General features: G+C 71.7%; 12 protein-coding genes. 5 read left to right on the top strand and 7 right to left on the bottom strand.

The genetic code is table 11. From position 1 onward, the window contains the following. Window positions 1–26 precede the first annotated feature (26 nt). Window positions 27–458, top strand: coding sequence for a DUF7144 family membrane protein (locus ACZ607_RS10360; RefSeq protein WP_469733754.1), 432 nt, complete (start codon window positions 27–29; stop codon window positions 456–458). Here ACZ607_RS10360 and ACZ607_RS10365 read toward each other — a convergent pair. The 3 genes from ACZ607_RS10365 to ACZ607_RS10375 all read right to left on the bottom strand — a co-directional run bounded on the left by ACZ607_RS10365 (window position 412) and on the right by ACZ607_RS10375 (window position 4,551). Further along, window positions 412–1,746: a chloride channel protein gene (locus ACZ607_RS10365; protein ID WP_469733756.1), complete on the bottom strand. Its 1,335-nt coding sequence runs from the start codon at window positions 1,744–1,746 to the stop codon at window positions 412–414. The genes ACZ607_RS10360 and ACZ607_RS10365 overlap by 47 nt on opposite strands. 292 nt (window positions 1,747–2,038) lie before the next feature. Further along, the gene (locus ACZ607_RS10370; RefSeq protein WP_469733758.1) at window positions 2,039–3,469 is read right to left on the bottom strand and encodes a DUF2252 domain-containing protein; all 1,431 of its coding nucleotides are present in this window, start codon (window positions 3,467–3,469) and stop codon (window positions 2,039–2,041) included. Between the two features lie 125 nt (window positions 3,470–3,594). After that, window positions 3,595–4,551: a DUF389 domain-containing protein gene (locus tag ACZ607_RS10375; protein WP_469733760.1), complete on the bottom strand. Its 957-nt coding sequence runs from the start codon at window positions 4,549–4,551 to the stop codon at window positions 3,595–3,597. A gap of 193 nt (window positions 4,552–4,744) precedes the next feature. Here ACZ607_RS10375 and ACZ607_RS10380 point away from each other — a divergent pair, with 193 nt between their 5' ends. Continuing rightward, on the top strand, window positions 4,745–4,972 hold the full coding sequence (locus ACZ607_RS10380) for a DUF6011 domain-containing protein (RefSeq protein ID WP_469733762.1): 228 nt from the start codon (window positions 4,745–4,747) through the stop codon (window positions 4,970–4,972). 19 nt (window positions 4,973–4,991) lie between these two features. Here ACZ607_RS10380 and ACZ607_RS10385 read toward each other — a convergent pair whose 3' ends face one another. Continuing rightward, entirely contained in the window at window positions 4,992–5,867 is an 876-nt protein-coding gene (locus ACZ607_RS10385) for an acyl-CoA thioesterase (RefSeq protein WP_469733764.1), read from the bottom strand. A 43-nt stretch (window positions 5,868–5,910) separates the two neighbouring features. Next, complete coding sequence (locus ACZ607_RS10390) at window positions 5,911–8,424, bottom strand: DEAD/DEAH box helicase (protein WP_469733766.1); 2,514 nt, start codon at window positions 8,422–8,424, stop codon at window positions 5,911–5,913. A 156-nt stretch (window positions 8,425–8,580) separates the two neighbouring features. On the opposite strand from ACZ607_RS10390, the gene ACZ607_RS10395 reads away from it, so the two are divergent. After that, a complete protein-coding gene (locus ACZ607_RS10395; RefSeq protein WP_469733768.1) occupies window positions 8,581–9,372 on the top strand; it encodes a metal-dependent hydrolase in 792 nt (263 codons plus the stop codon). Window positions 9,373–9,429: 57 nt separating this feature from the next. Beyond that, a complete protein-coding gene (locus ACZ607_RS10400; protein ID WP_469733770.1) occupies window positions 9,430–10,965 on the top strand; it encodes an ATP-dependent DNA ligase in 1,536 nt (511 codons plus the stop codon). Window positions 10,966–11,019: 54 nt separating this feature from the next. Here the strand turns inward: ACZ607_RS10400 and ACZ607_RS10405 are convergent, their stop codons facing one another. Together ACZ607_RS10405 and ACZ607_RS10410 are read right to left on the bottom strand one after the other, a co-directional pair. Further along, window positions 11,020–12,381: an NAD(P)/FAD-dependent oxidoreductase gene (locus tag ACZ607_RS10405; protein ID WP_469733772.1), complete on the bottom strand. Its 1,362-nt coding sequence runs from the start codon at window positions 12,379–12,381 to the stop codon at window positions 11,020–11,022. A gap of 61 nt (window positions 12,382–12,442) precedes the next feature. Further along, the gene (locus tag ACZ607_RS10410; protein ID WP_469733774.1) at window positions 12,443–13,477 is read right to left on the bottom strand and encodes an AraC family transcriptional regulator; all 1,035 of its coding nucleotides are present in this window, start codon (window positions 13,475–13,477) and stop codon (window positions 12,443–12,445) included. Between the two features lie 100 nt (window positions 13,478–13,577). On the opposite strand from ACZ607_RS10410, the gene ACZ607_RS10415 reads away from it, so the two are divergent. Next, window positions 13,578–14,495, top strand: a complete 918-nt coding sequence (locus ACZ607_RS10415) for an MBL fold metallo-hydrolase (protein ID WP_469733776.1) — start codon at window positions 13,578–13,580, stop codon at window positions 14,493–14,495. Window position 14,496: the final 1 nt, after the last annotated feature.

Genomic DNA, 14,496 nt, shown 5'->3' on the forward strand with positions numbered 1-14,496 from the left:
CATCGGCTGGACCCGAGGAGGCCGGCATGGCTGGAAGTGCGAGCGATACGAAGGCGGGGTACGACACCGGCCGAGGGAGCGCGGCCCAGTCGGGGTGGACCGTCTTCGCGGCGGTGATGATGATCTTCGGTGGGGCGATGGCCATCCTCGAAGGCATCGCCGCCATCGCCAAGGACGACCTGTTCGTCTCCACGCGCAACTACGTGTTCCAGTTCAGCCTCACGGGCTGGGGCTGGGTGCACCTCATCCTGGGCATCGTCGTCGTCCTCGCCGGCTTCGCCCTCTTCAGCGGCGCCCTGTGGGCGCGTGCCGTCGGTGTGGTGCTCGCCGGGCTCCTGGTGGTCGCCCACTTCCTGTGGCTCCCGTACTACCCGTTCTGGTCGCTGGTGCTCATCGCCATCAACATCTTCGTCATCTGGGCGCTGTGCGTGGGTCCGCAGAAGAGCGTTCGAGCCTGAGCACGAGCACGTAGGAGACCACCACCGCCACGATGACCAGCGGCATCACGGTGATCCCCTCGGAGCCCAGCAGCAGTGTGGCCAGCAGCACCGAAGTCATCGGCAGCCTCAGCATCGCCACGCACATGGCCCCGATGCCCATCGCGAAGCCCGACGTGGGGTCGAGTCCGGGCAGGTGCGAGAGCGCCAGCCCGCCCGCCGCCCCGATGAACATCGACGGGAAGATCGGCCCGCCCCGGAAGCTGCTCAGCGACGCGCAGTACGCGAGCCCTTTGCAGACGGCCAGGATCAGCAGGGTGGCGACCGACAGCCCCGCGTCCGAGGAGAGCAGCGGTCCGAGCGCGTCCTGGCCCGAGAAGAGCACCTGGGACGCCTCGTGGCCGGTGCTCTCCGCGTACAGGAGGGCGAGGACCCCGACGGCCAGGCCCATCACGACGGCGGACGACACCGTACGCCGTCCGGTGCGTTCCTGGAGCAGCAGGGCCAGCCGCTTGATCCCGGTCCCGGCGAGGGCGGCCGCGACCCCCAGCACGACCGCCCAGCCGAACGCGGCCAGGGTGGGATCGTCGGCGTGCGGGACACCGGGCAGTTTCAGGGAGTACGTCCCCAGCCCGGTCCACGAGCCCAGCCCGATGAAGATGAGTGAACCGATGCCGGAGGCCAGCAGCCCCGGGACGAGCACCAGGCCGAGCGTCATCCCGGCGAGCCCGGATGCCTCCATCAGCAGGAACGCGCCGAGCAGCGGAGAGCCCAGCAGGGTGCTGACGGCGGCGAAGCTCCCCGCCGCCGCCACCATCGCGGCCGCGCTCTGCTCGATGCGGGGCCTCACCAGGCGCACCGCGCAGACGGCCAGCCCGCCGCCCAGCGCGATGAGCGGTGCCTCGGGTCCGAGCGCCGCGCCCAGGGCCAGCGACGTCAGCGCGGCGAGCGCGATCCCCGGGAGTTCGACCGCCGCCGGCGCTCCCGCGTGCGACATGCCCTCGGCCGGGTTGCTCCCGCCCCGCCCAGGGAGCAGGCGGATGGTCAGGCCGGTCAGCAGACCCGCCAGGGCGAGCAGGGGCACCGGCCACCACGACGGTGTGCCGTCGAACCCCAGGGCCCGGGGCAGATCGTCGTAGGTCAGCGACTGGAGCTCATGGACGAGCGCCAGGAAGCCGAACGCGGCCGCTGAGATGGGGACTCCGAGCAGCGCGACCATGACCAGGAGGACCAGGTACTGCCGGGTGCGCACCACGGCGAGAGGGTCCGGGTGCCCGGTCCCGGGCGCTGCCCCGGCTTCGGCAGGCATCGTCATGGTCTCCTCGGTGTCGGATCCCGCCCGGGACAGGCCGTCCCGTCGTGATCCTCACGGTGATACCACGATGTTGCGTTCTGTCCGTGATGTACCCGCTGGTGGCGAGGCGGTGAATCCGGCCCCGCTAGGGCCTCTCGTTTGGATCATGCCGGGCTCGCGGGGTCTGGCACGCACATCTGCGGCGTTGTCGTCAGTCGGCAACGCTCCGCGTTGACTCCCTCCTCCGCCTTGCAGCTGCACGCACCAGACCCCGCTCCCTGATCCGGCCTGATCCAAACGAAAGACCCTAGCTCCCGCCCTCACCGGCCGCGGGAAGGCGGCCGGCGGCCACCGCGTCGACGAGTGCCCGGTGATCCCTCTCGTTCTGGTCGGCGTACCGCTCGGCGAACGCCTCCAGCGCCCGGTCGAATACCTCGCCGTGGCCGAGATAGGCCGCGATGGCGATGCGGTCGCCGGACCGCGCGTGCGCACGGGCCAACGTCGCCCCGCACAGCTCCCCGAAGGCACCCATGCCACGCGGCACCATCAGCTCCGGTTCCACCACGCCCTTCCAGTCGCGCAGTTGGCGTACGTAGAAGTCGCGGCGCTCTCCGTCGAACCCCTCGACCCGTTCCCAGCCCAGGAAGATGTCACCCGCGGCCTGCATCAGCCGCTGCCCCGCCACCACCCGCTCGCCCTGGTTCCGGTACGCACTCGCCCCGGCGTAGGGGGCGAGCACCGAGGAGTCCGCCTCCTTGGCCTGGAGGAAGAGCGGGTCCCCGCCGTCCCTGCCCAGCAGGAGGAAGATCCAGCAACGGGTCCCCACACTGCCCACGCCGACGACCTTGCGGGCCATGTCCACCGGCTGGAAGTCGGCGAGCAGGGACCGCCGGTCCGAGGGCAGACTCCGGCCGTAGCGTCGGAGCAGCTTGCGGAACTGCCTCTCCGTCGCGAGGCGTTCCGCATCGGGCAGCAGATCCGCGACGGGCACCACCAGCGGCGGATCCGGCGCGATGCGCACCCGCCCGCCGCGCACCTCGGTGAGCTTCGCGAACGCCTGCAGACTGTCCCGGGTACGGGCCCTCGCCGTCGCGCCCGCCACACGCTTCCGGCCCCTGGCGGCCAGCCTGCCCGCGGCCATGGCCTTGAGGCGGTCCTCGTCGGTCTTCGCGTACCAGACGTCGAGGTTGCGCATGTCCGCGAACCGGATCATGGACTCCCGGTACGCCCGTACGGTCGCCCGTACGACGCGCGCCCGCTCCTTGCCCGAGAAGCCGTTGGCGCGCCCCGCGATGACGAGACTGGCCGCCAGCCGTTTGACGTCCCACTCCCACGGCCCCGGCAGCGTCTCGTCGAAGTCGTTGATGTCGAACAGCAGATGACGTTCGGGGGAGGCCAGCAGCCTGAAGTTCATGAGGTGGGCGTCACCGCACAGCTGGGCCCTGATGCCGGAGACCGGAGTGTGTGCCAGGTCGGAGGCCATGACCGCCGCCGCGCCCCGGTAGAAGCGGAACGGTGACTCCGTCATCCGCCCGTACCGGAGGGGGACGAGCTCCCGCACCCTGGTCGCCGACTGCGCCTCCAGGAGGGCCAGCGGGTCCGGCCGGCCGGCGGGTGGCTCGTACGCGTCATGGCTGGACCTCGGGACCCGTTTGCGGGCCGCCCTGCCGAGCGCGGCCCGTTCCTCCGGCGTGGCGCCCCGTACGGCACGGAGCTGTGCGGCGCGTTCCTGGGGCATGGGGCGGCCCTCCTGACTGCGTCCGGGGCCGTGCGGCCCTCGTCTCCCATCATCCCGGGCGGGCGGCGTTCCGGCCGCTCGGCGACGGCCGCGCGCCCGGTCCGGCGGCGGGCGGCCCCCGGCCCTCAGGTCTGTCCGCCGCCCCGGCCCTGCCTCAGGCCCACGCGCCGCCAGATCGCCCGCTGGGCTCTGAGCGCGAGGGCCCCCACGACGATCAGCACGACGATGTTGACCAGGAGCTGGACGAGGGAACCCCATGCCTCCGGCCAGCCGGCGAAGGCCGTGGAGACGCTGATGGCGGCAGCCGCCGGGATGGTCGTCACCGAGATGAAGACCCCGAGCAGGGCGCTCGTACGGGCCTCGGTGAGCGACACGATGCCGACGACACCGGCCAGGGCGGCGACGGCGAAGGAGAAGAAGTTGGGGGTGTTGATCAGGTTGGAGACGGGCCGCAGCCCCCGGTCGAACGCCTCCGACTGGAGGCCGAAGCCGCGGATGAGCAGAGCGAAGAGAAGCGTGACCGCGATCGTCAGCAGGAAGCCCCTGAACAGGGCGGACAGTCCGGCGCGGACCATGCTCCGGTCCCTCCGGTCGAGCCCCAGGGCCACGGCGACGATCGCCCCGTACTCGGGGCCGACGACCATCGCGCCGACGATCAGGATCTGCGAGTTGGTCACGATGCCGACCGAGCCGATCAGGCCCGCGATGACCAGATAGAGGTAGAAGCTCGGCGCGTACCTCCCCCCGGACCTGATGCGTGCCTCCACCTGCTCCCAGACCGGCGTGCCGGTGAGAGCCCCGAGCCTTCTCGCCGCGCCTTCCGAGGCCCGCCCCGGAAAGACCATGTCGACCGGCTCGACGACCACGGACCCGAGGAGGTCGACCCGCAGGTCCCGCAGGCCGCGCAGGACCTCGTTCGCGGCCCCCGTCAGCACGTCGCACGCGACGGAGTCACCGTCGGGGTGGCGCGCGGCACCCCGACGCACGATCAGGTTCAGGACGTACGGATCGCTCGCCAGGAACTCCTCGACCCGCTCGGTGAGGTCCGGCGGGCTCACGGCACGGACATGGATCATGTCCACGCGGCACCTCCGCGAGGCCGGGAGATGCCGGAAGAGCGGTGCGTTTCAAGGGGGTATGACAGGGAACGGGCGGTCATGGACCGATACCTTCCCACAGCGGCACACGGTCCGGCGGGCGACCTGCGCACGGGGGCGCCGGTGTCGCGGGAGGAGCGGCCGACCGGTTCACCGCCCGGCTTGAGAGGATCTCCGTGTGGAGAACCCTGAGCCCTTTTCCGGCTTCCCCGAACCGCCGGCCGAGCCGGACCGGCCGGCGGTCCGCCGCCCCGTGCGCTGCGCCCTGTGCGGGCGCCCCCTCACCGGCACGGAGTCACGCCGGGCCGGGCTCGGCCCCGCCTGCGACGCCAAACTGCATCCGGCGGGCCCGGACATCCGGACCCGCCGTCATGAGGTCGACCAGGACCCGCTGCCCGGCACCTGAACGGCCCCGGGCGAGCGGGCTACACGCCGTCGAGGCGGCGGAACAGCCCCTCCTGCACCACGGACACCAGCAGCTGCCCCTGACGGTCGTAGATCCGCCCCCTGGCCAGCCCACGGCCACCCGTGGCGATCGGCGACTCCTGGTCGTACAGGAACCACTCGTCCGCCCGGAACGGCCGGTGGAACCACATGGCGTGGTCCAGCGAGGCCATGTCGAAGCCGCGCGGGCCCCACAGCGGCTCGACCGGGATCCGTACGGCGTCCAGCAGCGTCATGTCGCTCGCGTACGTCAGCGCACAGGTGTGCACCAGGGGGTCGTCGCCCAGCGGGCCGACCGCGCGCATCCACACCGCGCTCCGCGGATCCGCGTCCTTGATCTCCTCACGCGTCCAGCGCAGCCGGTCGACGTAACGGATGTCGAAGGGCTGGCGCCGGGCCATCCGCTCCAGGGCCTCCGGCAGACCGCCCAGGTGCTCGCGGACCTCGTCGGCGACCGTCGGCAGCTCCTCCGGACCGGGCACGACCCGGGCCGGCGGCAGCTGGTGCTCGAAGCCCGCCTCCTCGGGACGGTGGAACGACGCCGTCAGATTGAAGATCGTCCGGCCCTGCTGCACGGCCGTGACCCGGCGCGTGGTGAACGACCGGCCGTCCCGCACCCGCTCCACGTCGTAGACGATCGGCACTCCGGGACGGCCCGGACGCAGGAAGTACGCGTGCAGGGAGTGCACCGGACGGTCGCCGTCCGTGGTGCGGCCGGCCGCGACCAGCGCCTGGCCCGCGACCTGCCCGCCGAAGACCCGTTGCAGGGACTCCTCGGGGCTCCGGCCACGGAAGATGTTGACCTCGATCCGCTCCAGGTCGAGCAGGTCGACCAGGCTGTCGGCGGGGTTCGTCATGCGGTTCTTCTCCACTCTTCGGGCCGGTGCGGGCGGTTCGCCGTCACAGCTGGCCCACGGCCGTGACCCGGACGACCGCCCGGCCCTCCTCGTCGGAGGCCGCGAGATCGACCTCCGCACGGATTCCCCAGTCGTGGTCGCCCGCGGGGTCGGCGAAGGCCTGCCACACCCGCCACAGACCGTGCTCCTGGTCCTCGTCGATCTTCAGCAGCTTCGGGCCGCGCGCGTCCGGACCCGTGCCCAGGTCCTCGTGCGCGTCCCAGTAGGCGTCCATGGCCTCGCCCCAGGCGTCCTCGTCCCAGCCGGAGTCCGCGTCCAGCTCACCCAGGTCACGGACCCGGTCCAGCGCGGCCAGCTCCACCCGGCGGAACATCGCGTTGCGCACCAGCACCCGGAAGGCACGGGCGTTGGCCGTCACCGGCTTGACCTCGTCGGCCCGCTCCTGCGCCTGCTCGGCCGTCTCCACCTCCGGGTTGGCCAGCTGCTCCCACTCGTCCAGCAGACTGGAGTCGACCTGCCGCACCATCTCGCCCAGCCAGGCGATCAGATCCTCCAGGTCCTCGGACTTCAGGTCGTCCGGGATGGTGTGCTCCAGCGCCTTGTACGCGCTCGCCAGATAGCGCAGCACGATGCCCTCGGTGCGCGCCAGCTCGTAGTTCGACGTGAACTCCGTGAACGTCATGGCCCGTTCGTACATGTCCCGGATCACCGACTTCGGCGACACGGGGTGGTCACCGACCCACGGGTGGCTCGTGCGGTACACGTCGTACGCGTGCCAGAGCAGCTCGCTCAGCGGCTTGGGGTAGGTGACCTCCTGGAGCCGCTCCATCCGCTCCTCGTACTCGACCCCGTCCGCCTTCATCTGCCCGACGGCCTCCCCCCGCGCCTTGTTCTGCTGCGCGGCCAGGATCTGCCGCGGGTCGTCGAGCGTCGACTCGACGACGGAGACCATGTCCAGGGCGTACGACGGGGATTCGGCGTCCAGCAGGTCGAACGCGGCCAGCGCGAACGTCGACAGCGGCTGGTTGAGCGCGAAGTCCTGCTGGAGATCGACGGTCAGCCGCACGATCCGGCCCTCCGCGTCGGGCTTCTCCAGCTGCTCCACCACACCGCCGTCGAGCAGCGAGCGGTAGATCGCGATGGCCCGGCGGATGTGCCGCAGCTGCGCCCTGCGCGGCTCGTGGTTGTCCTCCAGCAGATGCCGCATCGCCTCGAAGGCGTTGCCCGGGCGGGCGATGACCGACAGCAGCATCGTGTGCGTGACCCGGAAACGGGAGGTCAGCGGCTCGGGCTCGGACTGGATCAGCTTGTCGAAGGTGGTCTCCGACCAGGCGACGAAGCCCTCGGGCGCCTTCTTGCGGACCACCTTGCGCTTCTTCTTGGGATCGTCGCCCGCCTTCTTGACGGCCTTCTCGTTCTCGATGACGTGCTCGGGGGCCTGCGCGACCACGAAGCCCGCCGTGTCGAAGCCTGCCCGGCCCGCACGGCCCGCGATCTGGTGGAACTCACGGGCGCGCAGGGTGCGCACCCGGGTGCCGTCGTACTTGGTGAGGGCGGTGAACAGCACCGTACGGATGGGGACGTTGACCCCGACGCCCAGCGTGTCCGTGCCGCAGATGACCTTCAGCAGACCCGCCTGGGCGAGCTTCTCCACGAGACGCCGGTACTTGGGGAGCATCCCCGCGTGGTGCACCCCGATGCCGTGGCGTACGTAGCGGGAGAGGTTCTGGCCGAACTTGGTGGTGAAGCGGAAGTTGCCGATCAGGTCGGCGATCTTCTCCTTCTCCTCCTTGGTGCACATGTTGATGCTCATCAGCGACTGCGCCCGCTCCACGGCCGCGGCCTGCGTGAAGTGCACGATGTAGACCGGCGACTGCCGGGTGTCCAGCAGCTCGGTGAGCGTCTCCGTGATCGGCGTCAGCCGGTACTCGTAGCTCAGCGGCACCGGACGCGTCGCGGAGCGCACCACCGAGGTGGGGCGGCCGGTGCGGCGGGTCAGGTCCTCCTCGAACATCTTGACGTCGCCGAGGGTGGCCGACATCAGGACGAACTGGGCCTGCGGAAGCTCCAGCAACGGGATCTGCCAGGCCCAGCCGCGGTCGGGCTCCGCGTAGAAGTGGAACTCGTCCATCACGACCTGGCCGATGTCCGCGTACCTGCCGTCACGCAGCGCGATCGAGGCGAGCACCTCGGCGGTACAGGCGATGACCGGGGCGTCGGCGTTGACCGAGGCGTCGCCGGTCAGCATGCCCACGTTCTCCGTGCCGAAGAGCTTGCACAGGTCGAAGAACTTCTCCGAGACCAGCGCCTTGATCGGAGCCGTGTAGAACGTGACCTTGTCCTGGGCCAGCGCCGTGAAGTGCGCACCCGCCGCGACCAGGCTCTTTCCGGAGCCGGTGGGGGTGGAAAGGATCACGTTGGCCCCGGAGACCACCTCGATCAGCGCCTCCTCCTGAGCCGGATAGAGGGTGATGCCCTGTGATTCGGTCCATGACGAGAAGGCCTCGAAGAGGGCGTCCGGGTCGGCGGTCGGGGGCAGCTGATCGATAAGGGTCACGCCCCCATCTTGCCTGTCTCCGGCCCGGATGAGGGAACCGGACGATCCGGCGAAGATCACGGACGATACGCTTCCCACTCAACTCGGCTGCCTCGCACAGGCAATGGCGGCCCGGCCTGGACACACGGCCGAATCACGATGGGGGCGGGAACAGCCATGATGGGACCGGCACACTCACTGTCCGGGGCAGCGGCCTGGCTGGGGGTGGGTGCCGCCGCCGCGGCCGCGGGCCACACCATGCCCTGGCCCGTCCTGGTCGTGGGAGCCCTGATCACCGCGGGCGCCGCGCTCGCCCCGGACCTCGACCACAAGTCGGCCACCATCTCGCGGGCCTTCGGACCGATCTCCAAGGGCCTCTGCGAGATAGTCGACAAACTCTCGTACGCCGTCTACAAGGCGACCCGGGGGCCCGGCGACCCGCGCAGGAACGGCGGCCACCGCACCCTCACCCACACCTGGCTCTGGGCGGTACTGATCGGCGCCGGAGCCTCGGCCGCGGCCGTCTTCGGCGGCCGGTGGGCGGTCCTGGGCATCCTCTTCGTCCACCTCGTCCTCGCCGTCGAGGGACTGCTGTGGCGGGCGGCCAGGGTCTCCAGCGACGTCCTCGTCTGGCTGCTCGGCGCGACCAGCGCATGGATCCTCGCGGGCGTCCTCGACCAACCGGGCAACGGTTCCACCTGGCTGTTCGAGGCACCCGGCCAGGAGTACCTCTGGCTCGGGCTGCCGATCGTGCTCGGCGCGCTCGTCCACGACATCGGCGACGCCCTGACCGTCTCGGGCTGCCCGATCCTGTGGCCGATACCGCTGGGCCGTAAGCGCTGGTACCCCCTCGGGCCCCCGAAGGCCATGCGGTTCCGGGCCGGCAGCTGGGTGGAGCTCAAGGTGCTGATGCCCGCCTTCATGATCCTCGGGGGACTGGGCGGCGCGGCGGCGCTCAACGTCATCTGACACACCCGGGCCGCCCGCCCGGGGGCGGTGCGCCCGTCGGCGTAGCACCATGGCGGCATGCTGCTCGCCAGGCTCGCCCATGTGTCCCTGGAGGTCGCCGCGACCTCGGCCCGTACCCGGAAGACCGCCCTGCTGGCCGGACTCTTCCGGGAGGCGGGCCCCGACGACGTCCCGGTCGTCATCCCGTACCTCGCCGGCCGGCTCCCGCAGGGGCGGCTCGGGATCGGATGGAGCGCCCTGCGGCACGAGGTGACGCCCGCCGAGGTGCCCACGCTGACCGTGACGGACACCGACGCCGAACTGACGGCGATCGGAGCCCTCACCGGACCTGGCTCCCAGGCCGCCCGCAAGGAGCGCCTGGCCGGGCTGCTGGGCGCGGCCACCGCCGACGAACAGCGCTTCCTGCGCGCCCTGCTCACCGGCGAGGTACGGCAGGGAGCCCTGGACGCCGTCGCCGTCGACGCCCTGGCCGACGCCGCCGGGGCACCACCCGCGGAGGTGCGGCGCGCCGTCATGCTCGCCGGGTCGCTCGGCCCCGTCGCCCGCACACTGCTCGCCGAGGGCCCCGGTGGCCTCGCGTCCTTCCGGCTCACCGTCGGAAGACCGGTCCAGCCCATGCTGGCGCACACCGCCCGCTCCGTGACCGAGGCGATCGGCCGGCTGGGCCCCTGCGCCGTCGAGGAGAAGCTGGACGGCATTCGCGTCCAGGTGCACCGGGACGGGACGCGGGTGAGCCTCTACACCCGCACGCTCGACGACATCACCGACCGGCTCCCGGAACTGGCCGCCGCGGTGACCGCCTTCCGCGCGGACCGGTTCATCCTCGACGGCGAGGTGATCTCGCTCGGGGCCGACGGCAGGCCCCGGCCGTTCCAGGAGACCGCCGGCCGGGTGGGCTCCCGGCGCGACGTCGCCACCGCGGCGGGCGCCGTCCCCGTGGTCCCCGTCTTCTTCGACGTGCTGTCCGTCGACGGCCGTGACCTCCTCGACCTCCCCTCGACCGAGCGCCACCGGGAGCTGGCCGCGCTGGTTCCCGAACCGATGCGCGTACGACGTGTCGTCGTGGACGACCCCGCCGACGAGGCGCAGCGCGAGGCCGCGGAGGCGTTCTTCGAGGAGACGCTCGCCCGTGGGCACGAGGGCGTCGTCGTCAAGGGCGGCACAGCCGCGTACAGCGCCGGCCGCCGGGGCGCCTCCTGGCTGAAGGTCAAGCCCGTGCACACCCTGGACCTCGTGGTGCTCGCCGCCGAATGGGGTCACGGCAGACGCACCGGGAAGCTCTCCAACCTGCATCTGGGGGCGCGCCGGGAGGACGGCACGTTCGCCATGCTGGGCAAGACCTTCAAGGGGCTCACCGACGCGCTGCTCGCCTGGCAGACCGAGCGCCTGGGGGAGCTGGCCACCGGCGACGACGGGCACGTGGTGACCGTACGCCCGGAACTCGTCGTGGAGATCGCCTACGACGGGCTCCAGAGCTCCACCCGCTACCCGGCCGGCGTCACGCTGCGGTTCGCCCGCGTCCTGCGCTACCGCGAGGACAAGCGGGCCGATGAGGCGGACACGGTCGACACCGTCCTCTCCCGCCGGACATGACCCCGGCCCCCGCCCGCGCGGCGGAGGCCGGGGGAGGGGGCCGGAACACGCGGGTCAGCGGTGGGCGTCCGCGCCGGCGGTGTGCGCGCGGAGCTCCTCCGGCGTGAGATAGGCGTCGGTGTACTCGAAGTCGCGCAGGGTGGCCTGCTTACGGGCCTGGAACCCCGTCCGTACGAAATCGTCGCCGGCGATCGCGTTGAGCAGCCAGTTGGTCATCACCCGGGTCTTCGCGACGTTCGTCCGCAGCGCCGCCCAGTGGTAGCCGCGCGCCGCCGCCTGGGCCGGCAGGCCCTTCAGCTCGATGCCCAGCGGCTTGGACACCGCGTCCCGGCCACCCAGGTCCACGACCAGCCCGAGGTCCTTGTGCACGTACGGCTGGAGCGCGCGCCCGCGCAGCGAGGCGATGATGTTGTCCGCCAGCCTGCGGCCCTGGCGCATGGCGTGCTGCGCGGTGGGCGGGCAGATCGCCCCGTCGCCCTTGGCCAGGTCCGGCACCGCCGCCGCGTCGCCGAGCGCGAACACGCCGTCCCGGCCGGGCAGCGTCATCTCCGGGGTCACGGCGAGCCGCCCGCGCACCGTCTCCGCGTCGAGGGTCGCGATGAGCGGGCTCGCCGCGACACCTGCGGTCCAGATCAGCGTGCGGCACGGCAGCACCCGGCCGTCCGTGAACGTCACCTTGTCCGGCCCCGCCTCCGCCACGGAGACACCGAGCGAGACCTCGATCCCGCGCTTGCGCAGGACCTCCAGGGCGCTGAGGCCGAGCTTGTCACCGAGCTCGGGCATGAGCTTCGGCGCGATGTCGATCAGATGCCACTTGATCAGCTTCGGGTCCAGCCGGGGGTAGTGCTTGACGGCGTTGCTGGTGAGCAGCTGCAGGCAGGCGGCCGTCTCCGTACCGGCGTACCCGCCGCCCACCACCACGAACTGCAGCCGCGACGCCCGCTCCTCCTCGTCGTGACTGGCGTCGGCCAGATCGAGCTGGGAGATGACGTGGTCCCGGATGTAGGCGGCCTCGGCCAGGGTCTTCATGCCCCGGGCGTTCTCGACCAGGCCCGGGATGTCGAAGGTCCGGGTCACGCTGCCCGCCGCCAGCACGATGTAGTCGTACGGCTCGTTCACGATCTCGTCCGTGATCTTGCGGACCACGCAGACCTTCGCCTTCGTGTCCACCCCGATGGCCCCGCCCGGCACGATCCGGGTGCGGTGGCGCCGGCTGCGGCGCAGGGAGACGGCGACCGACTGGGGGGTGAGCACCCCGGACGCGACCTGAGGGAGCAACGGCAGGTAGAGCTGGTACGAGAACGGGGTGACGAGCGCGATGTCCGCCTCGCCGGGCGCGAGGGTGCGCTCCAGCCGGCGCACGCACTCGACCCCCGCAAAGCCGGCGCCGACAACGAGAATCCTGGGTCGTGCCACGGTGTGCGTCCCTTCTCGGGTTTACGCGGTCATCGCTCGCCTGCCCCGGATCCGGGGCCAGTCACTCCTCATCCTTACCGGAGGGGACCGAGTTCGCCTCTCGTGGCCCGGAGTGCCGCTGTCCGGGCGGGGCGGGTGAGACGCGGGTGTGACGCTCCGTCGAGGACGCTCGGGCGGAATCCGGCCGCTTCGCCGCGGACAGCCTGTACTGCCCCGGCGTCATACCGAATTCCCGGCTGAACGCGTGGGAGAGGGCGTACGGGGTGCCGTAGCCGACCCGGCGGGCGACGGTGGCCAGTGGGTCGCCGGTGTCGCGGAGCAGTGTGGCGGCGAACGTCAGCCGCCACCAGGTGAGGTACGCCATCGGAGGGCGGCCCACCAGGGTGGTGAAGCGGCGTGCCAGGGTGGCGCGGGAGACGCCGGCTTCGGCCGCCAGACGGTCGGCGGTCCACGGGGCGGCCAGGTCGGAGTGGAGCGCCCGCAGGGCCGCGGACGTGACCGGGTCGCCCAGAACGGCGGGCCAGGTGCCCGTTCCCTCGGCCGCCCAGGACCGGATCATGTAGACGAGAAGCAGGTCCAGCAGGCTGGGCACCGCGACGCAGGCGCCAGGCCCCCGGGTGCCCAGCTCGTGGCCGAGCAGATCCACGGCGGAGCGCAGCTCGCCGTGGGCGCCCACGCGGTTCGGCAGGTGGACGGCCTCCGGCATCTCCGCCAGGAGCGGGTGCATGTGGACGCGGTCGAGCCGGTACTTGCCGCACAGCATCTCCACCGTGCCGGAGGCAGCCGACGGCCGGCCCGGCGTACGACCGGCGGACCACTCCTCGAACGAGGTGGCCCGCCGCACGGTCGCCTCGTCGGCGGGGGAGTCGGCGATCACATGGCCCGTCCCGTGCGGCAGCAGCACCACGTCACCCGGGCCGAGCCGGACGGGAGAGCCGCCGTCGGGCAGCAGCCAGCAACTGCCCTTCAGCACCACGTGGAAGCCCGCGCCGTCGTACGGGTCGAGCCGCGCGCACCAGCTGCCGCTCACCCGCACCCGGTTGGACGAGGGGCGGCCGATACGTATGGCCGAGACCGCGTCGCTCACCACATCCATCGAGGCAGGATACCCACACCCTCATGAGTGAGACGTCTGCGTATCCGAGTGAGCCGAACAGGCATTGATCGGCTCACCCGCTCTTCCTAGGGTCGGATCCATGACGAATAGGCACAGCAGGCAGAGCATCGTGCTCGGAGACGTCGAGATCGTCCGGGTCATCGAGTGGCAGCAGGCGTTCGCCCCCGCACGCGACCTCGTTCCGCAGTCCGGCGAGGACATCTGGAAGGGCAACGCGGAGTGGCTGGCGCCCGATCACTGGGAGCCGGACAGCGACAGGGCGGTGCTGGCGCTGCAGAGCTGGGTGCTGCGCAGTGGTGGACGGACCGTCCTCGTCGACACGGGTGTGGGCAATGGGCGCGAGCGGCCCGGCTCGGCGCACTTCCACGACAGACAGGGCGACTTCCTCGGTCTGCTCGACCGGGCCGGATTCCGTCCGGAGGACATCGACGTCGTCGTCAACACCCACGTCCACGCGGATCACGTCGGCTGGAACACCCAGGGCGTGGACGGGGGGTGGGAGCCGACGTTCCCCAACGCCCGGTACCTCGTCCCGGCCGCGGACGACTTCTACTTCGGCCCGGACAACGCCTACGGAAACGGCCGCAGTCAGGACGACCGGCTGGTCTACGAGGACAGCATCGCGCCCGTCCACCGATCCGGACAGGCCGTCCTCTGGGAGGGCACCCACCGCATCGACGAACACCTCACCCTGGAGTCCGCGCCGGGCCACACGCCGGGTTCCTCCGTGCTGAGGCTCGCGTCCGGAGGCGACCGGGCGGTCTTCGTCGGCGATCTCCTGCACAGCCCCGTGCAGATCCTCGCCCCGTCCCGCAGCAGCTGCTTCTGCCTGGACCCGGCACGCGCGGCGGCCACCCGGCACCGGATCCTCGGACGGGCCGCATCGGAGAAGGAGTTGGTGGTGCCCGCGCACTTCGGTGGTGCGGGAGCCGTGGAAGTCCGCAGAGAGGGGGACGGGTTCGCCCTCGGACGGTGGGCGGCCTACGGCACGCGGTAGG

The sequence above is a fragment of the Streptomyces sp. NPDC104381 genome, from assembly GCF_055583745.1.